Raw genomic sequence first — 25,600 nt, 5'->3', positions numbered from 1 at the left:
GCCGCGTCCGGAGTTGACGGAACACGTCTCGGACGGACAATTCGTGCGTGCGACGGACGCCGGGGAGGGCACCATGGAGCGGAGGCTGGCGATCGCCGCGGGACCGGGCGTGCAGATGCTCGACGTCTCCGGCCCGCTGGACGTCTTCGCGGAGGCGAACGTCCAAGCCGGGCGGTGTGTCTACCGCACCGAGATCGTCTCGATCGACACCGCCGTCATCCGGACCTCGTCGGGCGCGCGACTGCTGGCGGATCGGACCATCTTCGAGGCCGACGCCGGCGCCCTCGACACGCTGCTGGTGGCGGGATCGCCGGACGCGCCCCATCGCCGTCCGGCCGCCGCCTTCCTCGACTGGCTGCGGCGCACGGCGCCCGCGGCCAGGCGCTACGGATCGGTCTGCACCGGGGCCTTCGCCCTCGCCGAAGCCGGGCTGCTGGACGGACGCCGGGTCACCACGCATTGGGCGGCCGCCGACGCCCTGGCCCGGCGCTACCCCGCGATCCGGGTCGAGCCCGACGCGATCCAGGTCCGCGACGGTCCGGTCTGCACCGCCGCCGGGGTGACCGCGGGCCTCGACCTTGCCGTCGCCCTCGTCGAGGAGGATCTCGGGCGGGACGTCGCCAAGCGCGTCGCGGCGCAACTGGTGATGTTCTTCAAACGCCCCGGGGGCCAACTGCAGTTCAGCCGAAGCGGCGCGACAGAGCCGTCAGGCCGGGCAATCCTCCAGGAGATCCAGCGCTGGATCGCGGCCGCGCCCGCCGAGGATCACAGCGTGGCCCGGCTGGCCGGACGGGCCGGCCTCAGCCCCCGGCACTTCGCCCGCCTGTTCCGGAACGAGGTCGGCGTGACGCCGGCCGACTGGGTCGAGGCGGCGCGCGTCGCGGCGGCACGGCGCTGTCTGGAGGCGGACAGCCTCCCGCCCAAGCAGGTCGCCGCCCTGACGGGGTTCGCCAACGCCGACACCCTGCGCCGCGCCTTCGTGCGCCACGTCGGCATCACGCCGGCCGAATTCCGCAGGCGGAACGGCGCGGGGTGAGCGGGCCGTCATTTGGAAGCGGCCGTCGACCGCCAGACATCAACGCCTGTCAGCCGAACATCGTCGGATCCCGCGCCCCCTCCGCAGGGGGCTGTACCGACATGCCGGGAGTCCGCACCGAGGCCCTGTCGCAAACCGGCAACAGGAGGGTCGCCTTCGCCCCGGCGCTTGCGGACTCGCCATGACGGGCGAAAATATCTGATCTTTTCGATCAGAATGAAGATCAATCCGCGATGCGTGGGTCATTGGTCTTCCTACCGAATATATGTGCGCTGCAAAATCTATACCTCATCTATGATGTTTGGCATAAACTTGCATTTTTGCTGTTGCGTCGGCAATTTAATGCGTCTTATGCTCCGACTCGGCCTTTCCGTCATAGGCTCGTTTCGTGAAGCGTCGCGGTAGTCCGTCTTCTTGAAAATATGCTAGAATTTTTCTGGCAATCGGCGCGGTCTATACGATCAATATTGACAATGATCTTTCCGTTTTGCCTAAAAATCGACGGACACCGTGATCGGACCCGACGTCTTGTCGGGCAACCCAATCGCGTCGCGCATCAGGCAACTGCGCGATGATCAGGAGGCGGCATGGATAATAAAAACTGATCAAAAATATAAAACAGGGGGGATACACAATGAAACACGCGATAAAAATCGCTGCTACAGCTATATGCTTTCAAATTACATCCAGCGGCAGCTTTGCAGCGGGAGAATATCCGCCGTACGACGGATATTTATTGACATATTTTACGGGCAATCGCCCGTGGGAGGAGACGTTGAAGTTCTCCTACAGCCTGGATGGCCGCCGTTTTAACAAGCTAAACAATGGCAATTCCGTCATTGACGCAAGTCACACCGAGATGGGCGGCCTTCGAGACCCTTACATCTACCGTGGGCAGGACGGCAATTTCGTCATGACCGCGACCGATATGCAGAGCTGGAAGGGTTGGGGAAGCAACCGGGGCATCGTCCTGATGCAATCTCCGGACCTCATTCATTGGAAATCCTCGACCGTCAACTTCGAAAAGCAGTATCCAAATTTGTTCCCCGGCCTCCACGCCGCCTGGGCCCCGCAGGTCGCCTACAATCCGTTGACCGACCGGAACATGGTCTATCTGACCGTCGGATCAAACGATCCCTACAAGGCCTATTACGCCCACACCAACCGCGATTTTACGGCGCTGACTGAGACACCCAGACAGCTGTTCTATGCTCGGGACGGCGTCGGATACATCGACTACGATATCACCGAACAAGACGGCAAATATCATATGCTGATGAAGGCGGAGTCGTCGCCTCAGGGAAGCACGGCCCGGCTCCGAGTCATCAAGCATGCCGTGTCCGACCATCTGACCTGGGGCTATATCATGCCCTCGCAGGATGAGGTGCAGAGGACCAGCAATGCCGTCGAAGGGCCGCAGGCTTACCGCCTGAACGATGGCAGCGGCTATATCGTCATGTACGAAAATTACATAAATAATGGATTTCAGCTGGTCAAGACGACGGATTTCAAGACCTTCACGCCCGTCTCGGGCTCCGACGTCAACCAGCTCTCGCCGCGACATGCCGGTATCATCTCCCTGACGTCCGACGAACTCCACCGCGTAGTCGACAACGATACCAAGATCACCGTCGAGAACGCGACGCCCGCCACCGGCACGGACAGGCAGGTTCAGGCCGCCCCCACGATCGGAAGCAGCGACAAGCGGGATCTCGGCACGCTCAAGACCGACAATGGCTGGGCTTCGGAGATCTGGGGACTCTCCGCCACCGGCAGCGTCGCGGTCGGGGATTCGTATGCGGACGGCCAGGGTCCCAACATGCGTGCCGCGGCCTGGTCGGGCGCCGACCTGTCGCAGAAGCAGGATCTCGGCACCTTAAGGGGCGACAACACCGGCGCCGCGAAGGCCTACGCGGTGTCCAAGGACGGCAGCGTCATCGCGGGGATCGCCGAGAACGCCGACCAGAGGCTGCACGCCATCGTATGGTCAGGAAACCGCTGGGCGACCAAGACCGATCTGGGCACCCTGACATCGGACCAGTCGGGCACGTCCGGCGTCTACGCCCTGTCCGATGACGGGCGCGTCGCGGCCGGCGAGTCGAGCGTCGATTCCGGGACGACCCATGCGGCGCTGTGGTCGGGGCGGAACTGGACGACCAAGACCGATCTCGGCACCCTGCGGTCCGACAATTCCGGGACGTCCTGGGCCTACGCACTGTCGAAGGACGGGTCCGTGGTCGGCGGCTATGCGGCCCCCGATCGGAGCGTGGACGTCTATTCGCACGCCACCCTGTGGTCCGGCGCCAATTGGACGACCAAGACCGATCTCGGCACGTTGAAATCCGACAACCGGGGCACGTCGACGGTGCGGGCGCTGTCGGCCGACGGCACCGTGGCGGCGGGCAGCAGCACGACGGATTCCGGCTACACCCATGCAGCGCTCTGGTCCGGATCGCGCTGGTCGGAGAAGCGCGACCTCGGCACGCTCCGGGCCGACAACAGCGGCTCGTCCTGGGTGCGGGCCCTGTCCGCCGACGGCCGGGTCGCCGGCGGCATGGCGAGCACCAGTTCGGGGTTCGCGCACGGCGTCGTCTGGTTCGGCGACGGGTGGCGCAGCAGGAGCGATCTCGGCACCCTGAGGTCCGATGGCGGCGGCGTGTCCGAGGTCCAGGCCCTCTCAGCTGACGGCCGGGTGGCAGCGGGTTATTCCGAGACCGACTCGGGCGATCCCCACGCCGTCCTGTGGAAGATCACCTATCCGGCGACGCCTGCCAGCGGGCCCTCGACCGCCCGGACCCAGACCCAGAGCAGCACAGCCGGCCAAGTTTCCGTCCCGGCGGCGGGGCAGGCCTCCGCCCCAACGCCTGCGTCGGTGCAGGGGCAGCCCGCGGCACCGGCCCCGGAACCGGCTCCGACGGTCTCAACCACCCCGGCACAGGCTCCGGCTCCCGCCCAGACCTCGACCACCCCCGCGCCGTCCACGGACGTTCGGACCCAACTCGTCGATGTGACGAACACGCGCCGGTCGGTCGCCCGGCTGCGATACGACACGTTCTCGGTTCTGGAGATCCAGCGCCAGTCGCTCGCCTATCTGCAGCAGACCTGGTCCTGCAGCCGCGGGAGTCTCTGCTGGTCGGCCAGCGCGGGGATCGTCTCCGACGGCAGCAGCACCGATACGCTCTCGACGCTGCCCCTGAGCTATGGCCTGACCGACAATCTCACGGTCGGCGGCCATCTCAGCTACGCGCCCTACCGGGCCCTGCCGTCGCCGGCGTTCAACGACAACCGCAACGCTGTCGGCGCGGGGGCCTTCCTCAACTGGAGCCAACCCTACGCGGGGGGTGCGTGGTACATGCGCACCGCGTTGGCGGCCAGCCAGTACCATGCCGATATCCGCCGCCTGCAAACCACCGCCACGGAGGCCGGCACCGGCAACGCCCGGATCGGCGGCCTCGCCGGAACGCTCGAGATCGGGCAGTCCCTCCCGGTCTTCGGGGATCTGGTGCTGGGTTGGCATGGCGGGGTCAGGACCAGCCGCGTCACCCGTCAATGCTACACGGAAGCCAATGTCAGCTTTCCCGTACAGTACGACGGGATCGTCTACCGCAGCACGCTCGCCTTTCTCGGCGCGGATGTTTCGGTGCCGCTGACGACGGGCCTCAGCTGGATCTCGGGGGTCGAGATCGAGCAGGCTGTCCGCAAGCCGACGATGCGGTTCACGGCCCATGCCGACTACATCGGCGACTTCGGCTACAAGGCCGACCTGACCCGCACCCGAGGCGAGGCGCGTACCGGCCTGGCGTTCGGCCTCGGCAACAGCCTCACCGTGTCGGCGACCGCCTCCGTGCGGACGACGGCACTCGGCACCACGGCGGTCGGAGGCCTGCTCAGCTTCGGCGGCCAACTCTGACACGCAACGGCCCGAACGCCACCGCCGCTCGGGTCGTTCCCCACCGACGGGCCGGTGCGCGCGCGCGATATGCGCTATCCTGCGCGCGTGCCGGTGCATCCGTTGAGGGGAGATAGCGTGCCGACGATCTTCGACGCCCACACCTTCGCGCTCACGGCTCACGCGGGCCAGATCGACAAGGGGGGTCAGCCCTACATGCGGCACCTGGAGCGGGTCGCCAACGCCGCGCTGGCCCGGGCCGGTCATGCCCGGCTGGTGGACGGCCTCGACATCGACCCCATGGGGGTGATGCAGGCCGCCCTGCTTCACGACGTCCTCGAGGATACGCCGCGCTCGACCGCGGACCTGCGGGCGGCCGGGTTCACCCCGGAGGTGATCGAGGCCGTGGGGATCCTCACGAAACCGAAGGAACGGACGGCGTATTCCGAGCGGATCACGCAGGTGATCGCCGCGGGCAGTCTTCCGGCGATCCTGATCAAGATGTCCGACAACGAGGACAACCTCTGCCCCTCCCGGATCCTGCCGGACGCCACCTTCCTGCGAGAGCGCTACGCGACGGCGTTCGCGCGCCTGAAGGAGGCCGCGGCTGCGCTCGGGTACACGGGGCGATAAGGCGCTGCACGCGCAGGACCGGCCCGGCCGGCCTGGACGACAGGTGTTCCCCCAGGAGCACGGACCGCCAGGGTGGCGGCCCCTGGTCGGCCCCCGCTGCGTTGCCGGGCCCGGCCCTCAGAAGCGCAGCTGCATCCGGGCGGTCCCCGCATGCGAGAGGAAGTGGTCGCCGACCTGGCCCTGATACTCGCCGGTCACCTCGATGCCGCCGCCCAGGCTGATCTGGAAGCCCAGGCCCATTTCGCCGAGGCGGTCGGGAATCGACGATTCCGTGGCGAACAGCCCGAGCGCGCCGGTCCCCTGGAAGCTCGCCTTGCCGGTGAAGTGGTCGTCCGACAGGAGCGTCACGCCCAGCGTGCCGAAGGGCCGGATCCAGCGGCCTTCGTCGAGGTCGATCCGGCCGCCGATCTCCAGCATCGGGCTGAACGCCACCAGCGTCTTGGCCACCGGGCGCATGTCGAGGTTGAAGCCCGGGGCGCCGGTCTCGGAATAGGCCGGGCTATAGCTGTAGAGCAGGTCGAGATCCGCGTAGGGCTTGAGGTACCAGTCCCCGAACAGAACCTGGTAGCTCGCCCGCAGCCGCCCGCCCGCAGTGAGGATGCCGGACTTGCTGCGCGCCGTCGCGGTCATGCCGCCGAAGTCGATCAAGCGCTTGTTGTCGGCCCAGGCATAACCGAGATTGGCCGAGGCCGCGAGGAGCCAGGGGCCGATCTGGTGCTTGAGCGCCGCAGAGACGTCGCCGGCATCGCTGGTCGTCCCGGTGATCCGGTCGGGGTCGCTCTGGAGGGCGCGGGTATAGGCGCCGGTGAGGCCGAAGAACCAGTCCGGGGCGAACTCGGTCTGGAGACCGCTCTGGTAGCTGAGGGCGGTCTGGTGGTAGCCGACGTCGTCGGCCGTCGCGGACTGGGTCGTGTGGGCGCTGGTGATCCGGCCCCAGACGCACTCGCCCTCGCGCAGGAGCGTGCCGGTGCCGGTGAAGGCCGGGCAGCTCATGGCCCGCTGGAGGCCCTTGCGGGTGTCGAGCGTCCGGTCGGTCAGGTTGTCCTGGTTGGATTCCGGCTTGAGCTCGTCGAGGGCCGCCGCGTAGGCCTTCTGGCTGTCGACCGAGAGGAAGCGCCCGTAGAGGGTTCCCAGCTTGGTGGTGTTGCCGTCCCAGGCGTCCTGCAGGCCCTGCGCGACGCTGCGCTGGTCCGTGGTGAGCGTCACGCCCACCGGATCGGTGAACCGGGCCCTCGGGACCAGGGCGAGGCTGTCGCCCGACGCGACGATCGACCAGGAGATCGGGACCGCGCCGGAATGGATGCTGCCGCCGGTGGCGACGGCGCTGTTCTCCAACACCTGGGCGGCCCTGAGGAAGGTGTACCGGCCGGGCAGGAGCCCATCGATCAGGTGCGGCTCGACCACGCCCTTGAGGGATGCGGTGCCGGTGACGGTGAGGAGATCGGCGCGCAGGGCGCCCTCCGGCGCCAGGGGCGCGACGTCGACCAGCAGGCGCCCGTACGCGCTCTGCTCGAAGCTTCCGGTCACGGTCGCCCGGGCGACGGTGCCGACGCCGCCGATGTCGAGGACGGCGCTGTTGTGAAGGCGGCCGTTCGGACCCAGCGCGATCACGCCTTCGGGGCCGGTGCGCAGGATCGCCGAGGTCGCACTCGTGTTGTGGAAGCCACCGTTCACGAAGGTGACGCTTCCCGCCTGGCCGGCGGCCAGGTCCACGTCGCCGATCACGGTGCCGTAATTGTTGATCTCGCCGGCGGTGACGGCGCCGACGATGGCCCGGCCCGAGGCGGCGCTGACCACGGCGCGCTGATCGATGTCGATCGTGGTGTAGCGCCCGCCATCGACACGGATCGCCGCCCCGCTCCCGCTGCCGCCGGTGACGAGGCCGTTCACCCGGATATCGATCCGGCCGCCCCGCTCCCGGTCGGGCTCCAGGCTGCCGTCGGTGCGCTGGACGCCGGACTGGGCGAAGATCGCGTAGGCATCCCGGCCCGACGCGATGATCGACCCGGACGACGCGATGGCGATGTCGCCGCCCTTGCCGCTGGCGTTGAGGCGGCTCTGGCCCGGCGACGCCGCAGTGACCGGGCCGTTGAGATCGAGGAGCAGGCCGCCGCCGCCGCCCAGGCTCTGGGCCAGGATGCCGTGGGATTGGGCGCCCGTCGTGCGGATCGCGGCGCCGTCCTCCAGCGTCACCCGGATGGCCCCGCCATCGCCGCTGGCGCCGTCTCGCAATGCGTAGGGGACCGCGTAGCCCATCACCTGATGCGCGCCGCCATAGCCGCCACCGCCGCCGATCGACTGCAGCAGCAGGGCCGGTGCCGCGTCGCCGGTGGTGGAGACCTGCGCGCCCGCTGTGAGGCTCACCGTGACCGGGCCGCCATTCCCCGACGCGCCGCCGGCGCCGCCGATCCCGAACGCGTATCGGTGCCCCCCCGGGCCGGCCGCGACCGAGGCGAGGCCGCCGCCGCCGCCGATGCTCTGGGCCAGGATGCCCACGGCCCCGAAGCCCGTCGTGGCGATCGAGCCGGCCTGGACCACCGTCACGGCGCCGCCTTGGCCCGCCGTTCGTCCGGAACCGCCGAGCGTCAGGCTGCCGGATTTCTCCGACACGCCGGCCGGATCCTCCGGAGGCGCGATCCGCGCGATGTCGAGCGCGGCCAGCAGGGCGTCCGCCAGGGCCTGCGCGTCGCTCGTGGAATTGCTTTTGGCCTCGGTCTTGGCGTCGGTCTTGGCGTCGGTCTTGGCGTCGGTCTTGGATTCCCCCTTCCCGGAAGCTGTCGTCCCGTTCTCCGCGGCAGGCGTGTCGTCGTCGGCCGTCGCGGCGGAGGGCGCGGAAAAGCTCCCGCCGCCGCCGCCGATGCTCTGGGCGACCACCGCATGCGCCTCGGTCCCCGTGGTGGTCACCGCGCCGCTATTCTCGACCCGAACCGATCCGCCATGCGCCCCGGTCCCCCCGGAGCCGCCCACGGTCAGGTTGAGGGTCAGGCCCTTGTTCGCGCTGCTGTTGGCGATGGTCGCGGCGACGCCGTTGCCGCCACCGCCGCCGATGCTCTGCGCGTAGAGGCCGTAGGCGGCCTCCTCCGCGGTGGCGACGAGGCCGGTATTCACGATCTTGACCGTGCCGCCGGTGTTGCCGCTGCCGCCGGTGCCGCCGAGCGTCGCCGAGACGTTGGTCTGGTTGGTCGCCTCCGCGAAGGCGAGGCCGCCCTGGCCGCCGCCCCCGCCGATGCTCTGGGCGACGATGCCGTGCGAACCGATGCCCATCGTCCGGATGGTGCCGGCATTCTCGACCGAGACGGCAGCGCCGCTGCCGCCCTGCGCGCCGTCGCCGCCCAGCGCCAGGGTGGCCGAGACATCGGGCAGCTTGGCGGCGCCCTTCTTCTGCGCGTCCAGGTAGCGCGAGACGCTGCCGCTGTAGGACTTGAGCGCCTTGCCGAAATCCGAGTTCTTGAGCGTGTCGGCGAGGTCCTTGTACGTATCGCTGGTCTTGATGTCCTTCAGGAATTGATCGAGCGCCTGCTTGTTTTCCTTGTTGCTCTTGTCCTTCGCCCATGTCTCGTAGGCGGTGACACCGATCGTCTGCTTGATCTGCTTCCAGAGCGTGCCCACGGTGTCGGGATCGGAATCCTCGCGTGCCGCGATGCTGCCGCCCGTGCCGCCGCCACCGCCGATGCTCTGCGCGAGGATCCCGTGGGAACCGTCGCCCCAGGTCGCGATCGCGCCGGTGGCGGCGTTGGTGACGGCCACGTCGCCGCCGCTGCCGCCGACGCCGCCCTTTCCGCCGAGCGTCAGGCTGACGGCGAGCTTGCCCTGGGCCGATCCGGACACGGTGCCGCCATTGCCGCCGCCCCCGCCGACGCTCTGAGCCTCGATGCCGTAGGCGTTCGACCCGCCGGTCGTGATCGCGCCCTGGTTCGTCACCGTGACCAAGCCGCCGCGATTGCCGATCCCTCCGACGCCGCCGATCGTCTCCGTCACCGTGAGGGCATCGGCGATCGGGAGCTTTCCGAGGAGGCCGTTCAGGGTCTTGTCGAAGGAGAAGCCGGGGGCCGCCAGCGTCGAGGCAGCGCCGCCGTTACCGCCGCCGCCGCCGATGCTCTGCGCCAGGATGCCGGTCGCGGAGGCGCCCCCGGTGGTGACGCTGCCGGCCTGCGTGACCGTGACCGCGCCGCCGACCCCGCCGCCGCCCGCTATCCCGCCGACGCCCCGCGACACGATGACGTTCCGCCGGAGGCTCACGCTGTTGCTCGTCGCGGTGGCGCCGCCGCCATTGCCGCCGCCGCCGCCGATGCTCTGGGCCGCGATGCCGACGGCGCCGTCCCCCGAGGTGCGCACCACCCCGCTGTTCTCAGCCGTCACGGCGCCGCCGTTGCCGCCGCCGCCGCCCGTACCGCCCAGCGTCGAGGAGGCGGACACGGCCGTCTGACCCGGGGGCGCGACCGCCAGCGCGTAGGCCGCCGCATCGCCGCCGATGCCGCCGCCGCCGCCCACGCTGAGGGCGAGCAGGCCGATGGCGGAATCGCCGTAGGTGGTGACCCGCCCGGAATTGATCATGCCTGTAGGGCCGCCGTTGCCGCCGTCGCCGCCCGATCCGCCGATCGCGGTGGAGAAGGCGAAGCTCGGCAGCGCCTTGCCGCTCGGCGTGACCAGGGGCGCCGTGATGGCCGTCGCTCTGGCGAGGCCGCCGATTCCACCGCCGCCGCCGATGCTGAGGACGGACAGGCCGTTCGCCCCGAAACCCGCGGTCGTCACCGTCGTACTGCTGTCGATCCGGGCCTCGCCGCCGTTGCCGCCCTTGCCGCCGGACCCGCCGATCGCCCAGGAGGCCGAGAGCACGACCCCGACCGCGGTGCTTCTGACGTCGCCGCCCACACCGCCGCCGCCGCCGACGCTCTGCACCAGCACGGCCGTCGATCCCGCTCCGCTCGTCTCGATCGCGCCGGCCCGGCCGGTGAAGCGGGCCAGACCGCCATCGCCGCCACCACCGCCGCCGCCACCCAGGCCGACGGAGAAGAAAGCGCCCGCGGTGACCGCACGCCCTCCGGTGCCGCCGCTGCCGCCGATGCTCTGCGCGAGCGCCCCGAAGGCGGATTCGCCCTCGGTCGTGATCCGGCCGCCCGCGTTGACGATCTCGGCGGTGCCGCCGGCGCCGCCCGTACCGCCCGCGCCGCCGCTGGAGAACCAGAGCGCCGTGCCCCCGGCCCCGCCGCCAGTGGTCGTGGATGCGACCGCGAGGGCCGAGAGCGGCAGGGCCGAGAGGGCGCTGCCGCCGCCGATGCTCTGCGCGACGAGGCCGGTCGCCCCAGCGCCGGAGGTCGTCACCGTGCCGCTGTTGGTCAGGGTCACCGTCCCGCCCGGGGCGGCGGCGCCACCGGTGCCGCCGCCGAAGACGCCGCCGCCGCCCGCGCCGCCCGGCCCGCCGACCGACTGCGCCACGAGGCCGAGGGCGTAGTCGCCCTCCGTGACGATCGTGCCGCGCTGGGTCACCGTGACGGTGCCGCCGTCGCCGCCCCGGGCACCCGGCCGTCCGCCGGCATCCGGCTGGTTGCCGCCGTTGCCGCCGATGCTCTGGACCAGGGCGCCGAGGGCGTAGTCGCCGGAGGTCCTGATCGTCCCGGACATGTCGAGGCGCGCGGTGCCGCCCGCGCCACCCTGCGTCACGTACGGGTTGCTGTAGGCGGTCCCGGATCCGCGGATGGAGCCGGCGCCGCCGAGGGACTCGACGATCACCGCGGTCGCCCCGACGCCGTCGGTGATCACCTGGCCGGAGCGCGTCACCGTGAGCGAGGCCGGACCGCCGGCGCCGCCCTGCCGGGACGCGGTCTGGTCCGCGTCGGTGCCGCCGTAGCCGGCCTTGCCGCCGACCGCGCTCACCCGGACGCCCAGGAAGGCCTGTCCCTCGGTCGAGACCGTGGACGACAGGGTCAGGCTGACCGAGCCGGCAGCGCCGCCGCCGCCGACATCCTTCTGGGCGTCGCCGCCATTCCCGCCCCGGGAGAAGACCCAGAACCGGGGGATCGGCTTGAAAACCGGCCGCGCAGCGTCGGTGATCTGATCGCCCCGCCCGACGACTTCGTCCGACAGCGTCACCGCGACGGCCCCGCCGCGCCCGCCATCGGCGCCGGGGACGGACGCCCAAGCGCGCGTGTCGCCCCGGCCGCCGTTTCCGCCCACCGAGCCGACCTGGATCGTCGCGGCGGCATCGCGCCCGGCGGCCGTGGGATCGACATCGATCAGGGTCACGTCGCCGCCGTCTCGGCCGGGCGTCGCGGCGACATTCGAGAAGATGGCGTTGGCTTGCCCGTTTCGGCCGTCAGGGCCGCTCGTCACCGTCGGCTGGGGGCGCTCGGCGGCCGGCGCGGGGGAGCCCAAGAGCAGTGCTACGGCGGTGACGGCCGTGACCGGAAGCCGGCCCCCGTTGCGGATCTTGCGATCGCAGGTCGGGATGATTGACTGGCCTTGGAAGGACGGCATCAGGAACGAGTCTCTTTGCCCGCACGGCCCTGCAAACACGCGCAGCCCTCAGCGGGACGGTCAGGGTCTTCGGCGGACCGGATCGCCATGCGTCGGTCACGCGTCGACGCGATGTCGATGTCTCATCAGGATGGTTAATGAAACCCTTATGACAAGGAACGCGCCGATCGAACATGCCTCGAATTCTCGTAACTCAAATACATTTTAATATAAGTACATGAACCGAGTTATATCTTCGTGTCGGATCATGATTTATTACGAAATTTGCACATTCAAAACATAAGCCCCGACGCACTCAGGCACGGAATTGATATTCTTCGTGTCGTCCTGCAGCATCAGCCCTGGAATTGGCAGCATTCGTACCGCGCGTGGTCGTCATCGACGGTGCCGTGCCATCCGTGGCCTCTTCCTCCGGGAGCCGTTCGACCCGGGACCGGGGCGCGGTCGGGGAGAGACCTCCGCGGCGCCATGACATCCGCATGAGGGTGGGATCCACAGCGGCAGGCACATTCCGATCCGGCCAACGCTATGTTGCGCCGAATCGGCCCGCGCGTCGGCGGTCGGACGGCGAGGCCCCGAGGCCCACCCGCGAACGATGCACCGCCCCGAGCGCGACGACCGTGGCACAGCCCGTGTCCCGGAAGCCGGGCTCATGCCCGCCGCGCCGCATTGATGCGGGGCGCCCGATTGCTGTCGGCCGGGGCCGCCCACCGCTCCGGACGAGGTGACGAACGATGCGTCCGCCAATCAATATTGGCACATTAACGCAATGTTAACGATTTACTCAATGTTAATGAAATGCCGTCGACCTCGACACCGAATACATGCCTATCCAGGGCGCGATATCGCGTCTCCCGAAGATGAGCAGATGTCGCCCCGAGGCATAGGCAAACTGGGGAAGAGCTGAGCGGGAGGGGGACATGGGGGCGATCATCGTGGCGGGACCGCTCGCCGGTCCCAGCGCCGAGAGCCGACGGAGTACGGCGCTCCACGTCCTGCTCGTTCTCGGTTGGGCCGGGCTGTTCGCCTATTGCGGCGCCTATCTCGACGAGGATCTGCCCTTCCAGACGTCTTCGGTCCAGTCCGTCGGGGAGCCGCTCATCGATCAGCCCGACGACCTGTCCCGGCAGGCGATGTCGCTTGCGGCACCCGAGCCGGCCGGGGCCGTTGCGGCCCCCGATACCGTGACGGCCCCCGCATCGCCGATCGTCGTAACGCAACCCGTCGTGCCGCCGGCGACGACCCGTTCGGCCACGGCCGGGTTTGACTATGTCGGGACCTGGGGGCCCACTCCGGATGCCTGCAGCGCCCCCGCGCGCCGCAAGGGCTACGTCCCGGCGACGTTCACGCCCGATCGCGCCAAGGCCGGCGACACCATCTGCAGCTTTCGCGGCGCCCATCGAACCGGCAACGCCTGGGCCATGGCGGCCGATTGCGGCGACCGCGACCGCCGCTGGTCCTCGCAGGTCCGCATCGCGGTGAATGGCGGCCGCCTGACCTGGACGAGCGCCATGGGCACCTCGACCTACGTCCGTTGCGCGCGTCGCGCTGGTTAGAGCGCTCGCCGCCGACGTGGGTACCGGTTCGGCGTCAACGAGCGCATGACATCGAGGACTTCGAACCGTTCCCGATGGCAGCTTGAGCGGGAATGGGGCTTGGGATGCCGCGCGGCGCACGGGCCCCGCAGCGCGCCGCCTTCCGATCCCCGCGAACCGGCTCCCGGTTTCACCGTCATGCGCGGCGACGAGAGCGGGGGGGCACCGATTTCGGAGCCCTACAGCGTATCCACCGCGAATGCTTGTAGAAACAATCAGCACAATCGTTATCGCATTGCCTTGTGACGTTCGACAGCACATTGTGCCGATTCTTAAAGCATAGGTGCACACCGTGGACGAAACCGTCGAAACGATCGAGCGTGGGGCTCCCGACTACATCGAACTGACGGCGGGTCTCGTTTCCGCCTACGTCTCGAACAACCACCTGCAGCCGGGCGAGATTGCCAGCTTGATCGCCAACACGCACGCTGCGCTCGCGGGGCTTGGCAACAGCAGCGCCCCCGAGGCGCCGGCGGCCGACAGGCCCACCCCATCGCAGATCCGGAAGTCGATCACCCCCGATGCGCTGATCAGCTTCGTCGACGGCAAGCCGTACAAGACGCTGAAGCGGCATCTGAACGGCAACGGGATGACGATCGAGCAGTACCGGGAGCGCTACGGCCTGCCGCGCGACTACCCCTCGACGGCCGCGAGCTACTCCGAACAGCGCTCGGCTCTCGCCAGGAGCCTCGGTCTCGGCCAGCAGCGCAAGAAGGCTGCCCCGAAAGCCGCGGACCCCGCAGCGACCGTCTCGGAGACGCCCAAGCGTGTCGGGCGGCCGCGCAAGACCCAGGAGGCCTGAGGCCGAACGGGGATCTGCCCGTTCCCTCCGGCCATCCCCATATCCTCCCGATCGCGGCGGTCGAGCCTGACCGGGCTCCCGCTCGCGAGCGCGCCGGCCGCCGTGTCTCCCCCGTTCACGCGCGGCCGGCGCGTCCGCCCGGAACGCCCGCTCGGCCAGGCAGCCGTCAGGCGACGCTCACCGGCACGCGGTGCCATGCCGTGCTGAGATAGCCCTTGCAGTTCCGGGTCACGTCGGGGTCGGCGGGCTGTGTCTGGCCGGCCTCGTCCCACGCCCGCACCACCAACACGCGCTCGCCGGAGGGCAGGTCGAGGTCGACCGTCCAGAACGTCCAAGCGAAGGGCGCAGCGGCGTCCTGCTCGAGCGAGGCCTGAACCCAGGATCGCCCCCCATCGCCGGAGACGTCGACACGCACCACAGCGCGGTCACCCGACACCGCGTAGCCGCGGATCCTGGTCGTTCCGGCGCTCAATGTGGCGCCGCGCATCGGCTCGCAGATCGCCGCGTTCAGCGGCATCGTGTTGATGGTGTGGCCCTTCGCTGGGTCGGCCGTCTCCGCGGTCACATCGGGCGGGAAGAGCTTGTAGTCGTTCGCCTGGATCGGGTTGTCGGAGGGATGGTCCTGCACCGTGATGCGCTTCAGCCATTTCGGGCTCCGCACCCCGGCGTACCCCGGCACCACGGCCCGCAGCGGAAAACCGTGTTCCGGCAGCAGCGTCTCGCCATTCATGGCGAAGGCCAGCAGGGTTTCCGGCGCCAGCGCCTTCGCGAGCGGGATGGAGACGCCGTAGGGATGCCCCTCGACCGTGTCGTGGCTCTCGAACGCGACATGCAGGCCCGCGCCCTCTCGGATTCCGGCCGCGCGCAGCACATCCCCCAATCGGATTCCGGTCCAGTCGGCCGTGCCGATGGCGCCGCCTTCCCACGGATCACCGGAAACCGGCGCGACCGCTCGCATGTCGGCCCGGCGATTGCCCGCGCATTGCATCGTCGCGGTGACGACGACGTGCGGGAAGTTCGATTGCACGTCGTGCAGCGACATCTCGAGCGGCGTCGAGACCGCACCATCGACGGCGAGGCGGGCCTCGTCCGCGACGATCGCCGGCAGATCTCCGTGGCAGCGCACGTAGAACGCCTCTGCCGGCGTACGGTAGGCGGCGCGCAGCCGGGCCAGCGGTGGCTCCGCGTTGTAGGGCGCATCCCCGTGGACGATCAGGCGCGCCTTTCGCTCGGCTAACGTCGACATGCAGGTTGTGCCCCTCGATACGAAGTGGGAACGCGCGGCGGCACCGGATGGGAACGCCCGGGCTCATGGAACGTAGCGCTACCAGAACGGAGACGCGCACCATGATTCAGGCTGACACCCCGATGCCCGGCGAGGATCCGGGCGCGTTGATCGAGGATCCGTCCCGCCTCGACGAGATCGAGCCGCCCAAGCCCACCGTGCCGGAAGAGGACGACCCCGAGGTGGAGGACACCGAGGTACAGCCGACCTGATCTCGGCCACCCATCCCCGTCCGAAGGCCGATACGACGAGCGTCGCGACCATGATCGACCCGAACCGCCCCGAGACCGATCCCGCCGAGACAAAGCAGGGCGCGCGCGACACGGCGCACGAGGCGTTCGACGAGGCGCGCGCGGACACGCAGCGGCGACAGTGAGCGGGCGCGACGCCGGATCTTCGGTGGCCGGATCGAACGCCTGGCCACCGTGGAACCGACCGGAGTCAGTACCGGACGTTGGAGAAGCCGCCTCCGTTTCGGCCCACGACGCTCTGGATGACCTCCTTGGTCGAGGGGCTGATCCCGCCATCGCTGCGTAGGCGCCGCCCGTCCGCCCGTTCAACGCGATCGAACTCCGGACCGCACCGCTCCAGCGCATGGCGGACTTTGGAGGCCGGGTTCGCGCCGCGTCGCGCCTCGGCCCCGTTCATCTCGAACCGGAGGCAGGACGCCAGATACCCCTTCACGTCATCGAACGCCGCGGCGTGGGCGCCCGACGTCAGGGCCACGAAAAGCAATGCGGATCGAATGAGCATCGGACACTCCGGCAGGGCTCGATGAGGGGCGAGGCAAAATGATGGGTAAGGCTGGATGATGCCGTCAACGCACGACGCGGGCATTCGTCGCCGGCGCCTCACGCCTTCGCGCGCCGTCGGCGGAGGAACGCGACGGCCCCCGCGGCCAGGATCAAGCTGAGCCCCGCATTCACCTCCGGCGACGGCGCTCCGCCGGTTGCGCCTCCGGCTCCCCAACCTTCGCCCGTCCCGCTCAGGGAACTGAACGCGAAGACGGGCTCTCCGGAACCGCGGAGCAATGGGGCGGAGGATGCCGTCCTGCTTCCCCCGGCGCCCGGTGGTGACGCGGAGGACGGATTTGCACCGGTCACCGGGGCGACGGCAGGAAGCAAGCGGAGTACGCCGGCAGACAACCCGGTATTCTGATCGGCAGCCAAGGAATTGCCGCCCCCGCCCGCCGCATGAGCGCACAGGCAACGTCCGACCTCAGTAAAATAGCATATCCCTACGTAGTCCATAGCCAATACTCAAATTACGCAACATAAAAACACTGACCTCTCGAACAGCAATTGGCAATTATTGATTGTGGTTAATAATACTCGACCACAGATAAATCATATGGCCAAGCTTATAGCCAGGCGCAGAGCATGTGAGACTCTTGTGTCGCCTCGCGCAGTGCACAATCCGGCGTCACGCGCTCTGGCGCGGTCCATGCCCCGGCGCGCCAGCAACCCCGTCTGCGGCACCCGACGTGACCACAGGTGCCGAAAGGCGGAGCCGCTGCCGCGCCTCAACGCGGATGGCTGGAGCGCTTGCCGCCGAAGCGATACGGATTGGGCGTCGGTCAGCGCGTTGTCTGCGAGGCGAGCCCGGCTGTCATGCTATCGGGACCGGCTCTGACCGGCGCGCCCCCCCCCGGAGCCCGCCGCGCGTTCTCGGACGCGACGCTTTGCGGGAATCAGATCATGGGCGCGGCAATGCGTGGATCGTTTTGCCCGATTTACACGAATAGACCACTATTATCTGGCGTTAAGACTTTTTTAACCATGATCACCCACATTCGCTGTGGTCCATGGTCCTGGTTCAGCAATCTTCAGCCCGCCCGGTTCGCCGGTGCGGGCTTTTTGATGCCCCGCGCTCGAACGTCTTCCCCGAGGTGGGCGGTGAAGCCGTTGCTCAATCCAGAACCATGAGCGACGCGAGCAGGAACACCATCTCGATCGCCAGCATCATGGCGATGACGCGAATGACAGACCTGTCTTTCGCATCGTCGAGGTGATCCGAGCGGTCATCGGCCATGGTTGGGACCCCCATCCACGGAGCAGGCTATAGCCGCGTCGGGCGCACGCTTTATCATGGATTGAAAACGCAACGGTTCGGCGAATATTTTCACGCGCCGAGATAGACCTGGCTACGCAGCCAACGCGGGGCTTGCCGAGCCAGCGGTGCCGCACTCCACGCTCCGGTTACCACATGCGCAGCAGGTACCCGCCGGCCAGCACGATGATGGTGAGGGTCACGGCCGAGACTGCAAATCTCCTGGCCGACACCGACCCCAGGTTGGCGCCACGCCGACGGTTTCGGGGCCTCAGGACCACGACCTTCGGATCGGAGAGGGACTGGATCGAACGCTCGGGCCGACGCTGCTTGGATCGCCCCATACGCATGGTCGCCTCCCTAACGCCGCTTCGTCGCATCGAGAGCTTGCGTCAGGTGCGCCACGACGTCATCGCCCTCCGACGCGGTCGAGCCGAGGTCGGATGCGAGTTCAGCCTGCGCGACACGCTTGGCCACCTCCAGCAGCACATGCTCGACAGACGGCGGCCAGGGCGTCCCGTTGTCGAGAAGCATCCGGGCGGCCCTGACGAGCATGGTGAACTGCTCGGGGGGGATCGGGGTCCCGGCCGCGTTCTGCTCGAGGATGCGGTCGGCGATCGCCGTCGCGAGCCTGGCGACCTCGGCCACCTTGTCGGGTTCAGTGTGGGAACCGGTCACGTCGGGGATCCCATTGTGTCACGAGCCCAGGGGCCGCCGACCCGATTGCACGTCGGCCTCATGCCGGCGGCTTGCAGAGGTTGTCCCGGAACAGGGCCCATTCCTCGCAGATGCGGCCGTCCGAGAAGCGGCAATATCCGATCTGGCCGCCGACGCCGTTCCGGATCTGCGGCGTACCGCCCTGTGTGGCGCAATTCACGGAGGCGGGGTTCGCCAGCGCGACCCGGATGCTGGCGCTGCCAGCCTGGCTTGTACCCGCGACCAGGCAGACACCTGCGGCGGCGAGCAGAGATTGAGCGATCACGTCGGGTAGCCCTTCGCCTTCCGGTCCACGGTGCGGCGCTTCACGGAGCGCCTCCGATCACGGTCTCAAGCCCCGTTGATCTACGTTCACTGTGCCCGCTGCAACCCTGAGGATCAACGCCGATGGGAAGACGGCCGCACGCCTCGGGATAAGCGCGTGGCCGGGCAGGTGGTCATGAGAGGGCCGCCCGGCCGGCGCGAGCGGGAAAGCCGCCGTTTCCGGCCACCGGAGAGGAACACCGTCGGCGCCTCGCGCCTTGCAGCAGGAGACCCGGCAACCGCACACCAGGCCCGACTGCGCATGATCCGCCCCTCGATCGCCGCCCTCCTGATCGTCGGAGGCCTGGCCTTGCCCGGCCGCGCCGCCGACGCGCAACTCGGCCCCGACACGCTCAAGCCGATGATCCAGTCCGATAGCCTGGTCTTCAACGGTTTCACGCGGTCGAAGGACGGCCGAGCGTTCTCGCCGTTCCAGCGCCAGGCGAAGGGCACGGGGCTCGAACTCGGCGAATGGCGGGACGGTCAGCCCGTCGCATTCCCCGACGCGGCCTGGAATGCGTGGAAGCCCGGTGACGACCCGGCCAAGGCCTTCGTGGCGGTCAACGCGATCCGCATCGGACCAGACGGCGACCTCTGGGTGGTCGACAAGGGCGCACCCGGCATGGGCGAGGCGCCACTCCCGGGCGGTCCCAAGCTCGTGCAGATCGACCTCGCCACCAACGCCGTGCGCCGGGTCTACCCGCTGCAGGCGGCGACCACCGATCGGAGCTTCATCGACGATTTCCGGTTCAACGGCCGCAACGTCTACCTGACGGATGCGGGCCAGCCCGGGCTGATCGTGCTCGATCTCGATACGGGCGCCTTGCGGCGTGCGCTCGACGGGCATTGGTCCACCATCGCGCAGCGGCCGCTGACCGGTCAGGGCCGCACCTTGCGGGACGACGCAGGCAAGCTCCTGTTCATCCACGCCGATCAGCTCGAAGTCTCCCCCGACGGCAAGACGTTCTACTACCAGGCCTGCACCGGCCCGCTCTACAGCATCGAGACCCGCTATCTGGACGATGCCGGCCTGAGCGACGCCGAGCGGGCCAAACACGTCAAGCTGTTCGCGGCCACCGTGGCGACGGGTGGGACCGCGATCGACGCGGACGGGACGATCTACGCCAGCGACACGGACGGGCTGCGGATCCTCAAGATCGCCCCGGATGGGAGCATGAGCACGCTCGTGGAGGATCCGCGCCTGGTCTGGGTCGACGCGATGTGGATCGACGAGCAGGGCGGCCTGTGGATTCCGGCCGCGCAGATGAACCGCACGCCGACGATGAACGGCGGCGAGGCCTCGGCGGTGAAATTCCCGACGACGATCTATCGGCTGCAGATCGACGCCAAGCCGTTGCGGAACTGACCCAGGTTCGAGCCCCGGGCTCGGGCGTGGGCGCTCATCGGCGCGCCGAGGCTGGGCGGGCGCGTGCCGTGCGGCGCGTGCCGTGCGGCGGGCAGGCGTCGGACAGCGCGGGGCTGGCCGGGTGCACGATGGCCAATACCATGGTGACGGGCTCTGGCGCCCCGCTTGCAAATCGCAAATGAACGGTTAAGCTCGATTGCGTAAGTAGTGACGAGGGACATCGCCATGAAAACCGTACACCCACAGCACGAGAGGCTTCCCGCACTGCCGATCCACGCCGCGATGACAGTCGATCCATCGTACGAGGATGAGGTTCATCAGGACCGGATGCGACGCCTGCACAATGCGCGCGCCAGCCAGCGCGCCGCGCGACACCACCGCATCCATCGCGCCGCCTCGATCTGAGGGAGGCGCTTCCCGGTCCGCATCTGCGGGACTGACGACGCGACAGACGGCGCCTCTGGGACAGCATCGTCCTGGGGCCCAGCCCGCGTCGGCGGCCCGGGTTCGAGGCGCACGCCTGCGCCGTCATCGCACCGAAGGCGCGTCCGCCTCAGTCGACGAACCGAGACCGTGAGCCCGGCGCAGGGTCAGGTCCCCTGCTCACGGGTCCGCCGACGGGTCGACTCGCTTCACGTGCATCACCCAACCAGCGCGCCGGACCGGCGCCGTGATCCGACGATCGCCGTCGCGCCCATGCCGGGAGCCGACGCGACGATGGCAGCTGTCGGAGCGACCTCGCCCCCAATCCGCACGGTACATGCGCGTCGGGCCGGCCCTCCGAGAGGCTCAGCATGCAGGAGGCTGACCCAGGGTGCGGCCGACGAATCGTTCGGGCACGCCAGGGCCGGCCACGAGGGGGCAACACACACCCGACGGCGCCGGGCTCGGACGTCTTGCGAAGCCGCCTCCAGAAAACACCTGGCGACCCCGGTTGGGCTCGAACCAACGACCTGCCGCTTAGAAGGCGGCTACTGCGTCCGCCTAAGCCGTTGCCGGCGTGCGATTTTCTATCGAGTTGTCGTTGCCATGTTGCGTTGGTGTTGCGGGCTCGATCGCACCGAGCACAGAAAGCTCGCCAGCAGTGACTGCCCGACGGTCAGTTCGGCCAGCCTTGAACAGGTGCCCATAGACCCGCTGGGTGAACTCGGGCGACTCGTGACCAGCCCATTCCGAGACCTGCCCGATCTTCGCACCTTCATCGATCCAGAGAGATACGGCGAAGTGCCGGAAGCTGTGCGCTGTCCAACGTGGCGAGCCGTCAGCTGCCACGATGCCAAGGGCAATCTGCAATGGTCCAAGCTGCCTATTCACAATGTTTGGGTAGCCGATCGGTGTCCCGGTTTCTGAGGGGAACACGAGCTTGTCCTCACCTGCCGTCCTTGCCCGCCAGTTCGCCAGGATCGTCGCGAGTTGAGGGCCGATTGGCACGCTGCGCAGCGCAGCCGCCGTCTTCACGGTGTCCCGGACGTTGTAGCGGTCTACGCCCTCTCGCACCTGTAGATGCTCCGACTCAACTCTCGTCCAGGATAACCCGCGTGCCTCGCCAATGCGCAGACCGGCGAGGGCCATCGTGGCAAGAAGCGGACGAAGCCATGGCGTGGGGCGGAAGGTCGCGACTGCCATCCCTAGGTGCCGCACGCGGAAGGCACGCGCCTCCATTATCGGACGCTCGGCCGAGACGCGCTGAACCTCGACGACACGAGACCCCTCCCCTCCTCGTTCTTGAGCAATCAGAAATAGTGCCTCGGTGTCCGCGGCTGCGGCAAGCATCGCTCTGACGACCTCACGCTCTGGGATCCGGATCGTCTCTTCGACCTCATGGATCTCCGCGCGCCGGGTCTTCCGCCGGCTGCGAAGTGATCGAACCGGATTGGTGTGGGCGAGACGGCGGCGGATCGCCTCATCGAAAATTGCACCCAGCACAATCCTAGCACGCCGGCACGTGTCGTCCGTCCGCCCCTCGGCTTTAAGCCGCTCGAGCCAGTCGCCGATATCCGCCGGGTGCAGCTTTGGAAGCAGCCGGGAGCCCAGGAACGGCTTCACGTGGCCACCGTAGTAAACACGGTAATTGTGTAACGTAGCGCCCGCAGCCTTGCCCGCCTCCAACGCCGAGATGAGCAGCGCGTAGGCGTCATTCACCGTGCTTGCTTGGCGATCCGGCATATGGGTGCCAGTGGCAACCTCAGCCTTCGCACGAGTGAGGAAAGCATCTGCATCACGCTTGCGCTCGAACTGCTTGAATCGGCGCTTGCCATAGCTGTCGAGGTATGCGGCCAGCCAGACGGTCTTCCCTGATGGGAGCGTTCGCTTCCGGATTGAAGCCATGTCATTGCATCCTTTGCGAAACAGCGACCGGACGCCTCGTGAGGAACTCGGAAACTCAGTCGCATGTAGAAATTTACGACATGACCCTTGACCTGTCTATGGGGTCATATATGTATTCTGGACATGAGGCGGCAGCGATGGCCTTTTTCAATGACCTTGTGCGTGTAATCGCGGAGGTTGAAGGAATGGACCCTATGACTGTGCGAGGTATCGGCCTCAGTGTGCGTGAAGGAGGTCACATCTCGAAGGGTGGCCGTGGTTTATCGGCGGCAAAAATGACTGTGCGTGATAGCGCTAATATGCTCATAGGCGTTAATGGCTGCACTCACGCATCTAAAGCTTCGGCGACGGTTGAAACATTCAGACTTCTTAATCCATCAAATATCATTCCATCTAGATCAAAATTCAAAGGAGTATTGAAGGATATACTTTTATCTCAAAAGGGATTTGGCTCATCATTGGAGGGTCTTATAAGTCTTTGCACCCCAACATTAGGAAATATCGACTTGCTCGGGGAAACTATTACTAGAGGCTTTGCTTTCGACAAATTTACAAAAGATAAAATCGCTACTTCGGAATCAATAGATTCTTTCTTAAGACTAGAAATAAGATTTATAAAAACAAACAATGCTGTAACGGTCGAACTTCAAGAAATATCTTCCGAAAAGTCAATATTCAAAATAATATACGGATCTATAGTCACGGAAGAAAGCGTCGATAGATACGATCTAACAGCTATAAGTCTAAAAACCATCCGTACCGTCGGATCAGCTATCTACAGCTAGAGTACACGCAAATGAGCACAGCATCAACGCGCCCTTCTGGCGCGAACGATACCGGCTTGCCTCTCGCCCAGGATTTGATGTCCGGCGCTGGGGCCATCGCTCAGTTTATGTTCGGCGATGAGGCGGAGGCCAACCGTCGGAAGGTCTACCACGCAGCCGACAAGCTGGGCTTGCCCTGCTTTAAGATAGGCGGAACCCTATGCGCCCGGCGTTCAACGATCTTGAGCTGGATCGAACGGCAGGAAAATACCGCGTGAAGGCCGCCGGAACAGTCCGCGGCGACCGCAGCATCTACGCTGGCAGGTATCCTTTCGGAACTACTCACAGCACCATAGACAGCGTCGTCGCCTTTGATGCCGACGGCAGGATCATTAGCACCTTTCCGAATGCGAAGGCTGCAACTGCGGCTCTCGATCATGTCCATGACCAAGGGGGTGGATCATGAGCGCCATTGTTCTTCCCTTCCGGTTCGCCCGGCGCCTGCCGCAGGTCAGGAAGACGGCGGCGTACATGGCGACGGTCTCTGGCAACTATGCCGAGGGCCACCTTCGGGAACAGCTGCGGCGCCTTGAAGACGGGCTTCGTAAGAAAAATGTTTCTGAACCGCTCATCCGGTCCGAGGTCGGATCCTATGAGGGCGCTATCCGCGCGCACCTATGGCGCCTCCTGGTCAGCCAAGGAGGTGCCGCGTGAAGAGGGATGCCAAGGGCAACGACAAGAAAGAGCCGCAGCATATCCGCCTCTACGAGTGGCTGACAGAATCAGCGGCTTGGCATCATCTCAGCACGGCGGGCCGGGCGCTCTACGTGCTGCTGAAGCAGCGATACAAGGGCATGAACAACGGCCGTATCATCCTCTCGGTGCGGCAAGCCGCCGATAATTTGAATATCAGCAAGACGAGTGCTTCGAAAGCGTTTCGGGAGCTGCAGTCGCTCGGCTTCGTCGAGGTCGTGATCGTCGGAGGCTTCGACAGCAGAAAGGATGGACGTGCTACCGAATGGCGGTTGACCGAACACACATGCGACGTGTCGGGCCAATTGCCGACCAAGCGCTTCATGAGTTGGGTGCCTGGAAAGAATTTCACGGTCCCCCAGGGCGGACGCTCAGTCCCCGAGGGCGGACAGTCGGTCCCCCAGAGCGGACTGATGGACCAAAGAATTCCTAGAACCGTCCCTCTCCGCGGACCGTGAGCCCCGATTTCAGCATTCTCACGGTCCCTCAGGGCGGACACATCTAATATACCATTCCCGTAGGCGCCACGCGCTCTGCGCCAACAGCATCCAGCACCATCACAGAGATCGGCCGCCACTGCGGCTGTGCGGCCCGGCGCTATCCGGAGGGAGAGAAGTCATGTTTGAGAAAGAAAAAAACGAGCCCCACCGGATCAATCACTGCCTAGTGCATCCCGCCGTCACCATGGCGGCACATATGGCCCAGCAACTCCATGCAGCTAGCGTCAGCACAATTACCGCTGCGGAGTTCGAGGAGTTGTTCGAGACGACGGCGGCGCAAACGGACTGGCGTGATCACGGAATCACCCTCCGGATGGCGCTGCTGATGGCGTCGACCGCGCTCCAACTCCAAGCCTCGCTCTACTCGGCGATCTTAAAGGAGAGCTGCGAAGCTCAGAGCAATATGAAAACCGTCATGGCGCTCAGCGCCATCGCCGATCAATTCGGCGACGCTCAGCGCATCTGAGACGAAACGGGCCCGGGAAGCGACGGCGAGCGCCCCCGAGCCCAACCACAGTCCCCGCAGAGGAATTCCAGTCATCATCAAAAATAACACGCCTTCGGCTGGCCCGCACGCTTCCCCGCAGCACGGCCGGGTCTCGGCCGTGATAGGCACCATGCGAGACCCGGACTCCGATCGCGAGGCCATCCGCGCGCTGCGCGCCGCCCTTGTCCAGCAGATCGCTTCCAACCTCGACATGTTCGACCGGGTCGACGCAATCACCGCCCGGCACGCGAACCGCTGAGCCTCTGTCCGCAATTCGCAATTCGCAATTTCGAGATTGCCATGACCTACCCGAAATCTACGTCCCCCGAGACCACCGGCCCTATTGGAAAACCGGGACAATGCATCCGCGGCGGCTATCTGATTGCACGGCGCGGCAAATAGTCTGGAATTTTGATCCGGATCGCGAGCAGATCTTTCGAGCATACCAGCCTTGCCAAGGCTGAGACGCAAGCACGGGTCCTGGCTGAGCGGCACGATGATGAGTTCGCCGTGTTCGCACAGGTCGCTTCGGTAATGCCTCCCCTTAAAGAGCCGGTCGTGTCGCCGCCGGCGGAGCCACTGTTGCCGGTTTCAGCGCCGTTGCCGCGCGCGGCTGTGG

The 25,600-nt window shown here is 67.1% G+C and carries 22 protein-coding genes and 1 tRNA gene; 14 read left to right on the top strand and 9 right to left on the bottom strand.

Annotated elements, in window-relative coordinates; genetic code table 11:
- The first annotated feature begins 73 nt into the window (after positions 1–73).
- From MFF40_RS17925 to MFF40_RS17915, 3 genes are all read left to right on the top strand, one after another.
- Positions 74–1,036 carry a GlxA family transcriptional regulator gene (locus MFF40_RS17925; RefSeq protein WP_238261644.1) on the top strand — a complete coding sequence of 321 codons (963 nt, stop codon included), beginning with the start codon at positions 74–76 and terminating at the stop codon, positions 1,034–1,036.
- Positions 1,037–1,670: 634 nt separating this feature from the next.
- Positions 1,671–4,946, top strand: coding sequence for a hypothetical protein (locus tag MFF40_RS17920; RefSeq protein WP_238261615.1), 3,276 nt, complete (start codon positions 1,671–1,673; stop codon positions 4,944–4,946).
- A 117-nt stretch (positions 4,947–5,063) separates the two neighbouring features.
- Positions 5,064–5,558: an HD domain-containing protein gene (locus tag MFF40_RS17915; RefSeq protein ID WP_147897727.1), complete on the top strand. Its 495-nt coding sequence runs from the start codon at positions 5,064–5,066 to the stop codon at positions 5,556–5,558.
- Positions 5,559–5,675: 117 nt separating this feature from the next.
- On the opposite strand, the gene MFF40_RS17910 is transcribed toward MFF40_RS17915, so the two are convergent.
- Positions 5,676–12,032, bottom strand: a complete 6,357-nt coding sequence (locus MFF40_RS17910) for an autotransporter outer membrane beta-barrel domain-containing protein (protein WP_238261613.1) — start codon at positions 12,030–12,032, stop codon at positions 5,676–5,678.
- Positions 12,033–12,952: 920 nt separating this feature from the next.
- Between MFF40_RS17910 and MFF40_RS17905 the strand changes: the two genes are divergently transcribed.
- Both MFF40_RS17905 and MFF40_RS17900 read left to right on the top strand, forming a co-directional pair.
- Complete coding sequence (locus MFF40_RS17905) at positions 12,953–13,588, top strand: peptidase inhibitor family I36 protein (protein ID WP_147855149.1); 636 nt, start codon at positions 12,953–12,955, stop codon at positions 13,586–13,588.
- Positions 13,589–13,919: 331 nt separating this feature from the next.
- Complete coding sequence (locus tag MFF40_RS17900; protein ID WP_147855150.1) at positions 13,920–14,429, top strand: Ros/MucR family transcriptional regulator; 510 nt, start codon at positions 13,920–13,922, stop codon at positions 14,427–14,429.
- A gap of 166 nt (positions 14,430–14,595) precedes the next feature.
- Here MFF40_RS17900 and MFF40_RS17895 read toward each other — a convergent pair whose 3' ends face one another.
- Positions 14,596–15,675 (bottom strand): molybdopterin-dependent oxidoreductase, encoded by a 1,080-nt coding sequence (locus tag MFF40_RS17895; RefSeq protein ID WP_238261611.1) that lies wholly within the window; start codon positions 15,673–15,675, stop codon positions 14,596–14,598.
- A gap of 101 nt (positions 15,676–15,776) precedes the next feature.
- Between MFF40_RS17895 and MFF40_RS17890 the strand changes: the two genes are divergently transcribed.
- Complete coding sequence (locus MFF40_RS17890; protein ID WP_187277741.1) at positions 15,777–15,926, top strand: hypothetical protein; 150 nt, start codon at positions 15,777–15,779, stop codon at positions 15,924–15,926.
- Between the two features lie 229 nt (positions 15,927–16,155).
- On the opposite strand, the gene MFF40_RS17885 is transcribed toward MFF40_RS17890, so the two are convergent.
- The 5 genes from MFF40_RS17885 to MFF40_RS17870 form a co-directional block, all read right to left on the bottom strand.
- Positions 16,156–16,467, bottom strand: a complete 312-nt coding sequence (locus MFF40_RS17885; protein ID WP_147855152.1) for a hypothetical protein — start codon at positions 16,465–16,467, stop codon at positions 16,156–16,158.
- A 1,155-nt stretch (positions 16,468–17,622) separates the two neighbouring features.
- On the bottom strand, positions 17,623–17,745 hold the full coding sequence (locus MFF40_RS28870; RefSeq protein WP_281406494.1) for a hypothetical protein: 123 nt from the start codon (positions 17,743–17,745) through the stop codon (positions 17,623–17,625).
- Positions 17,746–17,912: 167 nt separating this feature from the next.
- Complete coding sequence (locus MFF40_RS17880; RefSeq protein WP_147855153.1) at positions 17,913–18,113, bottom strand: hypothetical protein; 201 nt, start codon at positions 18,111–18,113, stop codon at positions 17,913–17,915.
- 10 nt (positions 18,114–18,123) lie between these two features.
- A complete protein-coding gene (locus MFF40_RS17875; protein ID WP_147855154.1) occupies positions 18,124–18,441 on the bottom strand; it encodes a hypothetical protein in 318 nt (105 codons plus the stop codon).
- Between the two features lie 58 nt (positions 18,442–18,499).
- Entirely contained in the window at positions 18,500–18,745 is a 246-nt protein-coding gene (locus MFF40_RS17870) for a putative hemolysin (protein ID WP_147855155.1), read from the bottom strand.
- Between the two features lie 300 nt (positions 18,746–19,045).
- Here MFF40_RS17870 and MFF40_RS17865 point away from each other — a divergent pair, with 300 nt between their 5' ends.
- Both MFF40_RS17865 and MFF40_RS17860 read left to right on the top strand, forming a co-directional pair.
- Entirely contained in the window at positions 19,046–20,149 is a 1,104-nt protein-coding gene (locus MFF40_RS17865; protein ID WP_187277742.1) for an SMP-30/gluconolactonase/LRE family protein, read from the top strand.
- Between the two features lie 225 nt (positions 20,150–20,374).
- Positions 20,375–20,554 carry a hypothetical protein gene (locus MFF40_RS17860; RefSeq protein WP_147857837.1) on the top strand — a complete coding sequence of 60 codons (180 nt, stop codon included), beginning with the start codon at positions 20,375–20,377 and terminating at the stop codon, positions 20,552–20,554.
- Between the two features lie 517 nt (positions 20,555–21,071).
- On the opposite strand, the gene MFF40_RS17855 is transcribed toward MFF40_RS17860, so the two are convergent.
- Positions 21,072–21,146, bottom strand: a tRNA-Arg gene (locus MFF40_RS17855).
- Positions 21,134–22,477: a tyrosine-type recombinase/integrase gene (locus MFF40_RS17850; RefSeq protein WP_238261608.1), complete on the bottom strand. Its 1,344-nt coding sequence runs from the start codon at positions 22,475–22,477 to the stop codon at positions 21,134–21,136. Before MFF40_RS17850 ends, MFF40_RS17855 begins: the two co-directional genes overlap by 13 nt.
- Before the next feature lie 80 nt (positions 22,478–22,557).
- On the opposite strand from MFF40_RS17850, the gene MFF40_RS17845 reads away from it, so the two are divergent.
- From MFF40_RS17845 to MFF40_RS28865, 6 genes are all read left to right on the top strand, one after another.
- Complete coding sequence (locus MFF40_RS17845; protein WP_238261606.1) at positions 22,558–23,262, top strand: hypothetical protein; 705 nt, start codon at positions 22,558–22,560, stop codon at positions 23,260–23,262.
- An 11-nt stretch (positions 23,263–23,273) separates the two neighbouring features.
- Positions 23,274–23,519 carry a DNA-binding protein gene (locus MFF40_RS17840; RefSeq protein WP_238261604.1) on the top strand — a complete coding sequence of 82 codons (246 nt, stop codon included), beginning with the start codon at positions 23,274–23,276 and terminating at the stop codon, positions 23,517–23,519.
- A 184-nt stretch (positions 23,520–23,703) separates the two neighbouring features.
- Entirely contained in the window at positions 23,704–23,955 is a 252-nt protein-coding gene (locus MFF40_RS17835) for a DUF6074 family protein (protein ID WP_238261602.1), read from the top strand.
- Positions 23,952–24,452, top strand: a complete 501-nt coding sequence (locus MFF40_RS17830) for a helix-turn-helix domain-containing protein (RefSeq protein WP_238261600.1) — start codon at positions 23,952–23,954, stop codon at positions 24,450–24,452. Before MFF40_RS17835 ends, MFF40_RS17830 begins: the two co-directional genes overlap by 4 nt.
- A gap of 160 nt (positions 24,453–24,612) precedes the next feature.
- Positions 24,613–24,960, top strand: a complete 348-nt coding sequence (locus MFF40_RS17825) for a hypothetical protein (protein ID WP_147939107.1) — start codon at positions 24,613–24,615, stop codon at positions 24,958–24,960.
- Positions 24,961–25,111: 151 nt separating this feature from the next.
- Positions 25,112–25,240 (top strand): hypothetical protein, encoded by a 129-nt coding sequence (locus MFF40_RS28865; protein WP_281407057.1) that lies wholly within the window; start codon positions 25,112–25,114, stop codon positions 25,238–25,240.
- Positions 25,241–25,600 lie beyond the last annotated feature (360 nt).

Origin of the sequence: Methylobacterium mesophilicum, assembly GCF_022179445.1 — a bacterium.
Classification (GTDB): Bacteria; Pseudomonadota; Alphaproteobacteria; order Rhizobiales; family Beijerinckiaceae; genus Methylobacterium; species Methylobacterium mesophilicum.
Note: the sequence above shows the minus strand (reverse complement) of the source record. Positions and strands in the feature narration are given on the sequence as shown.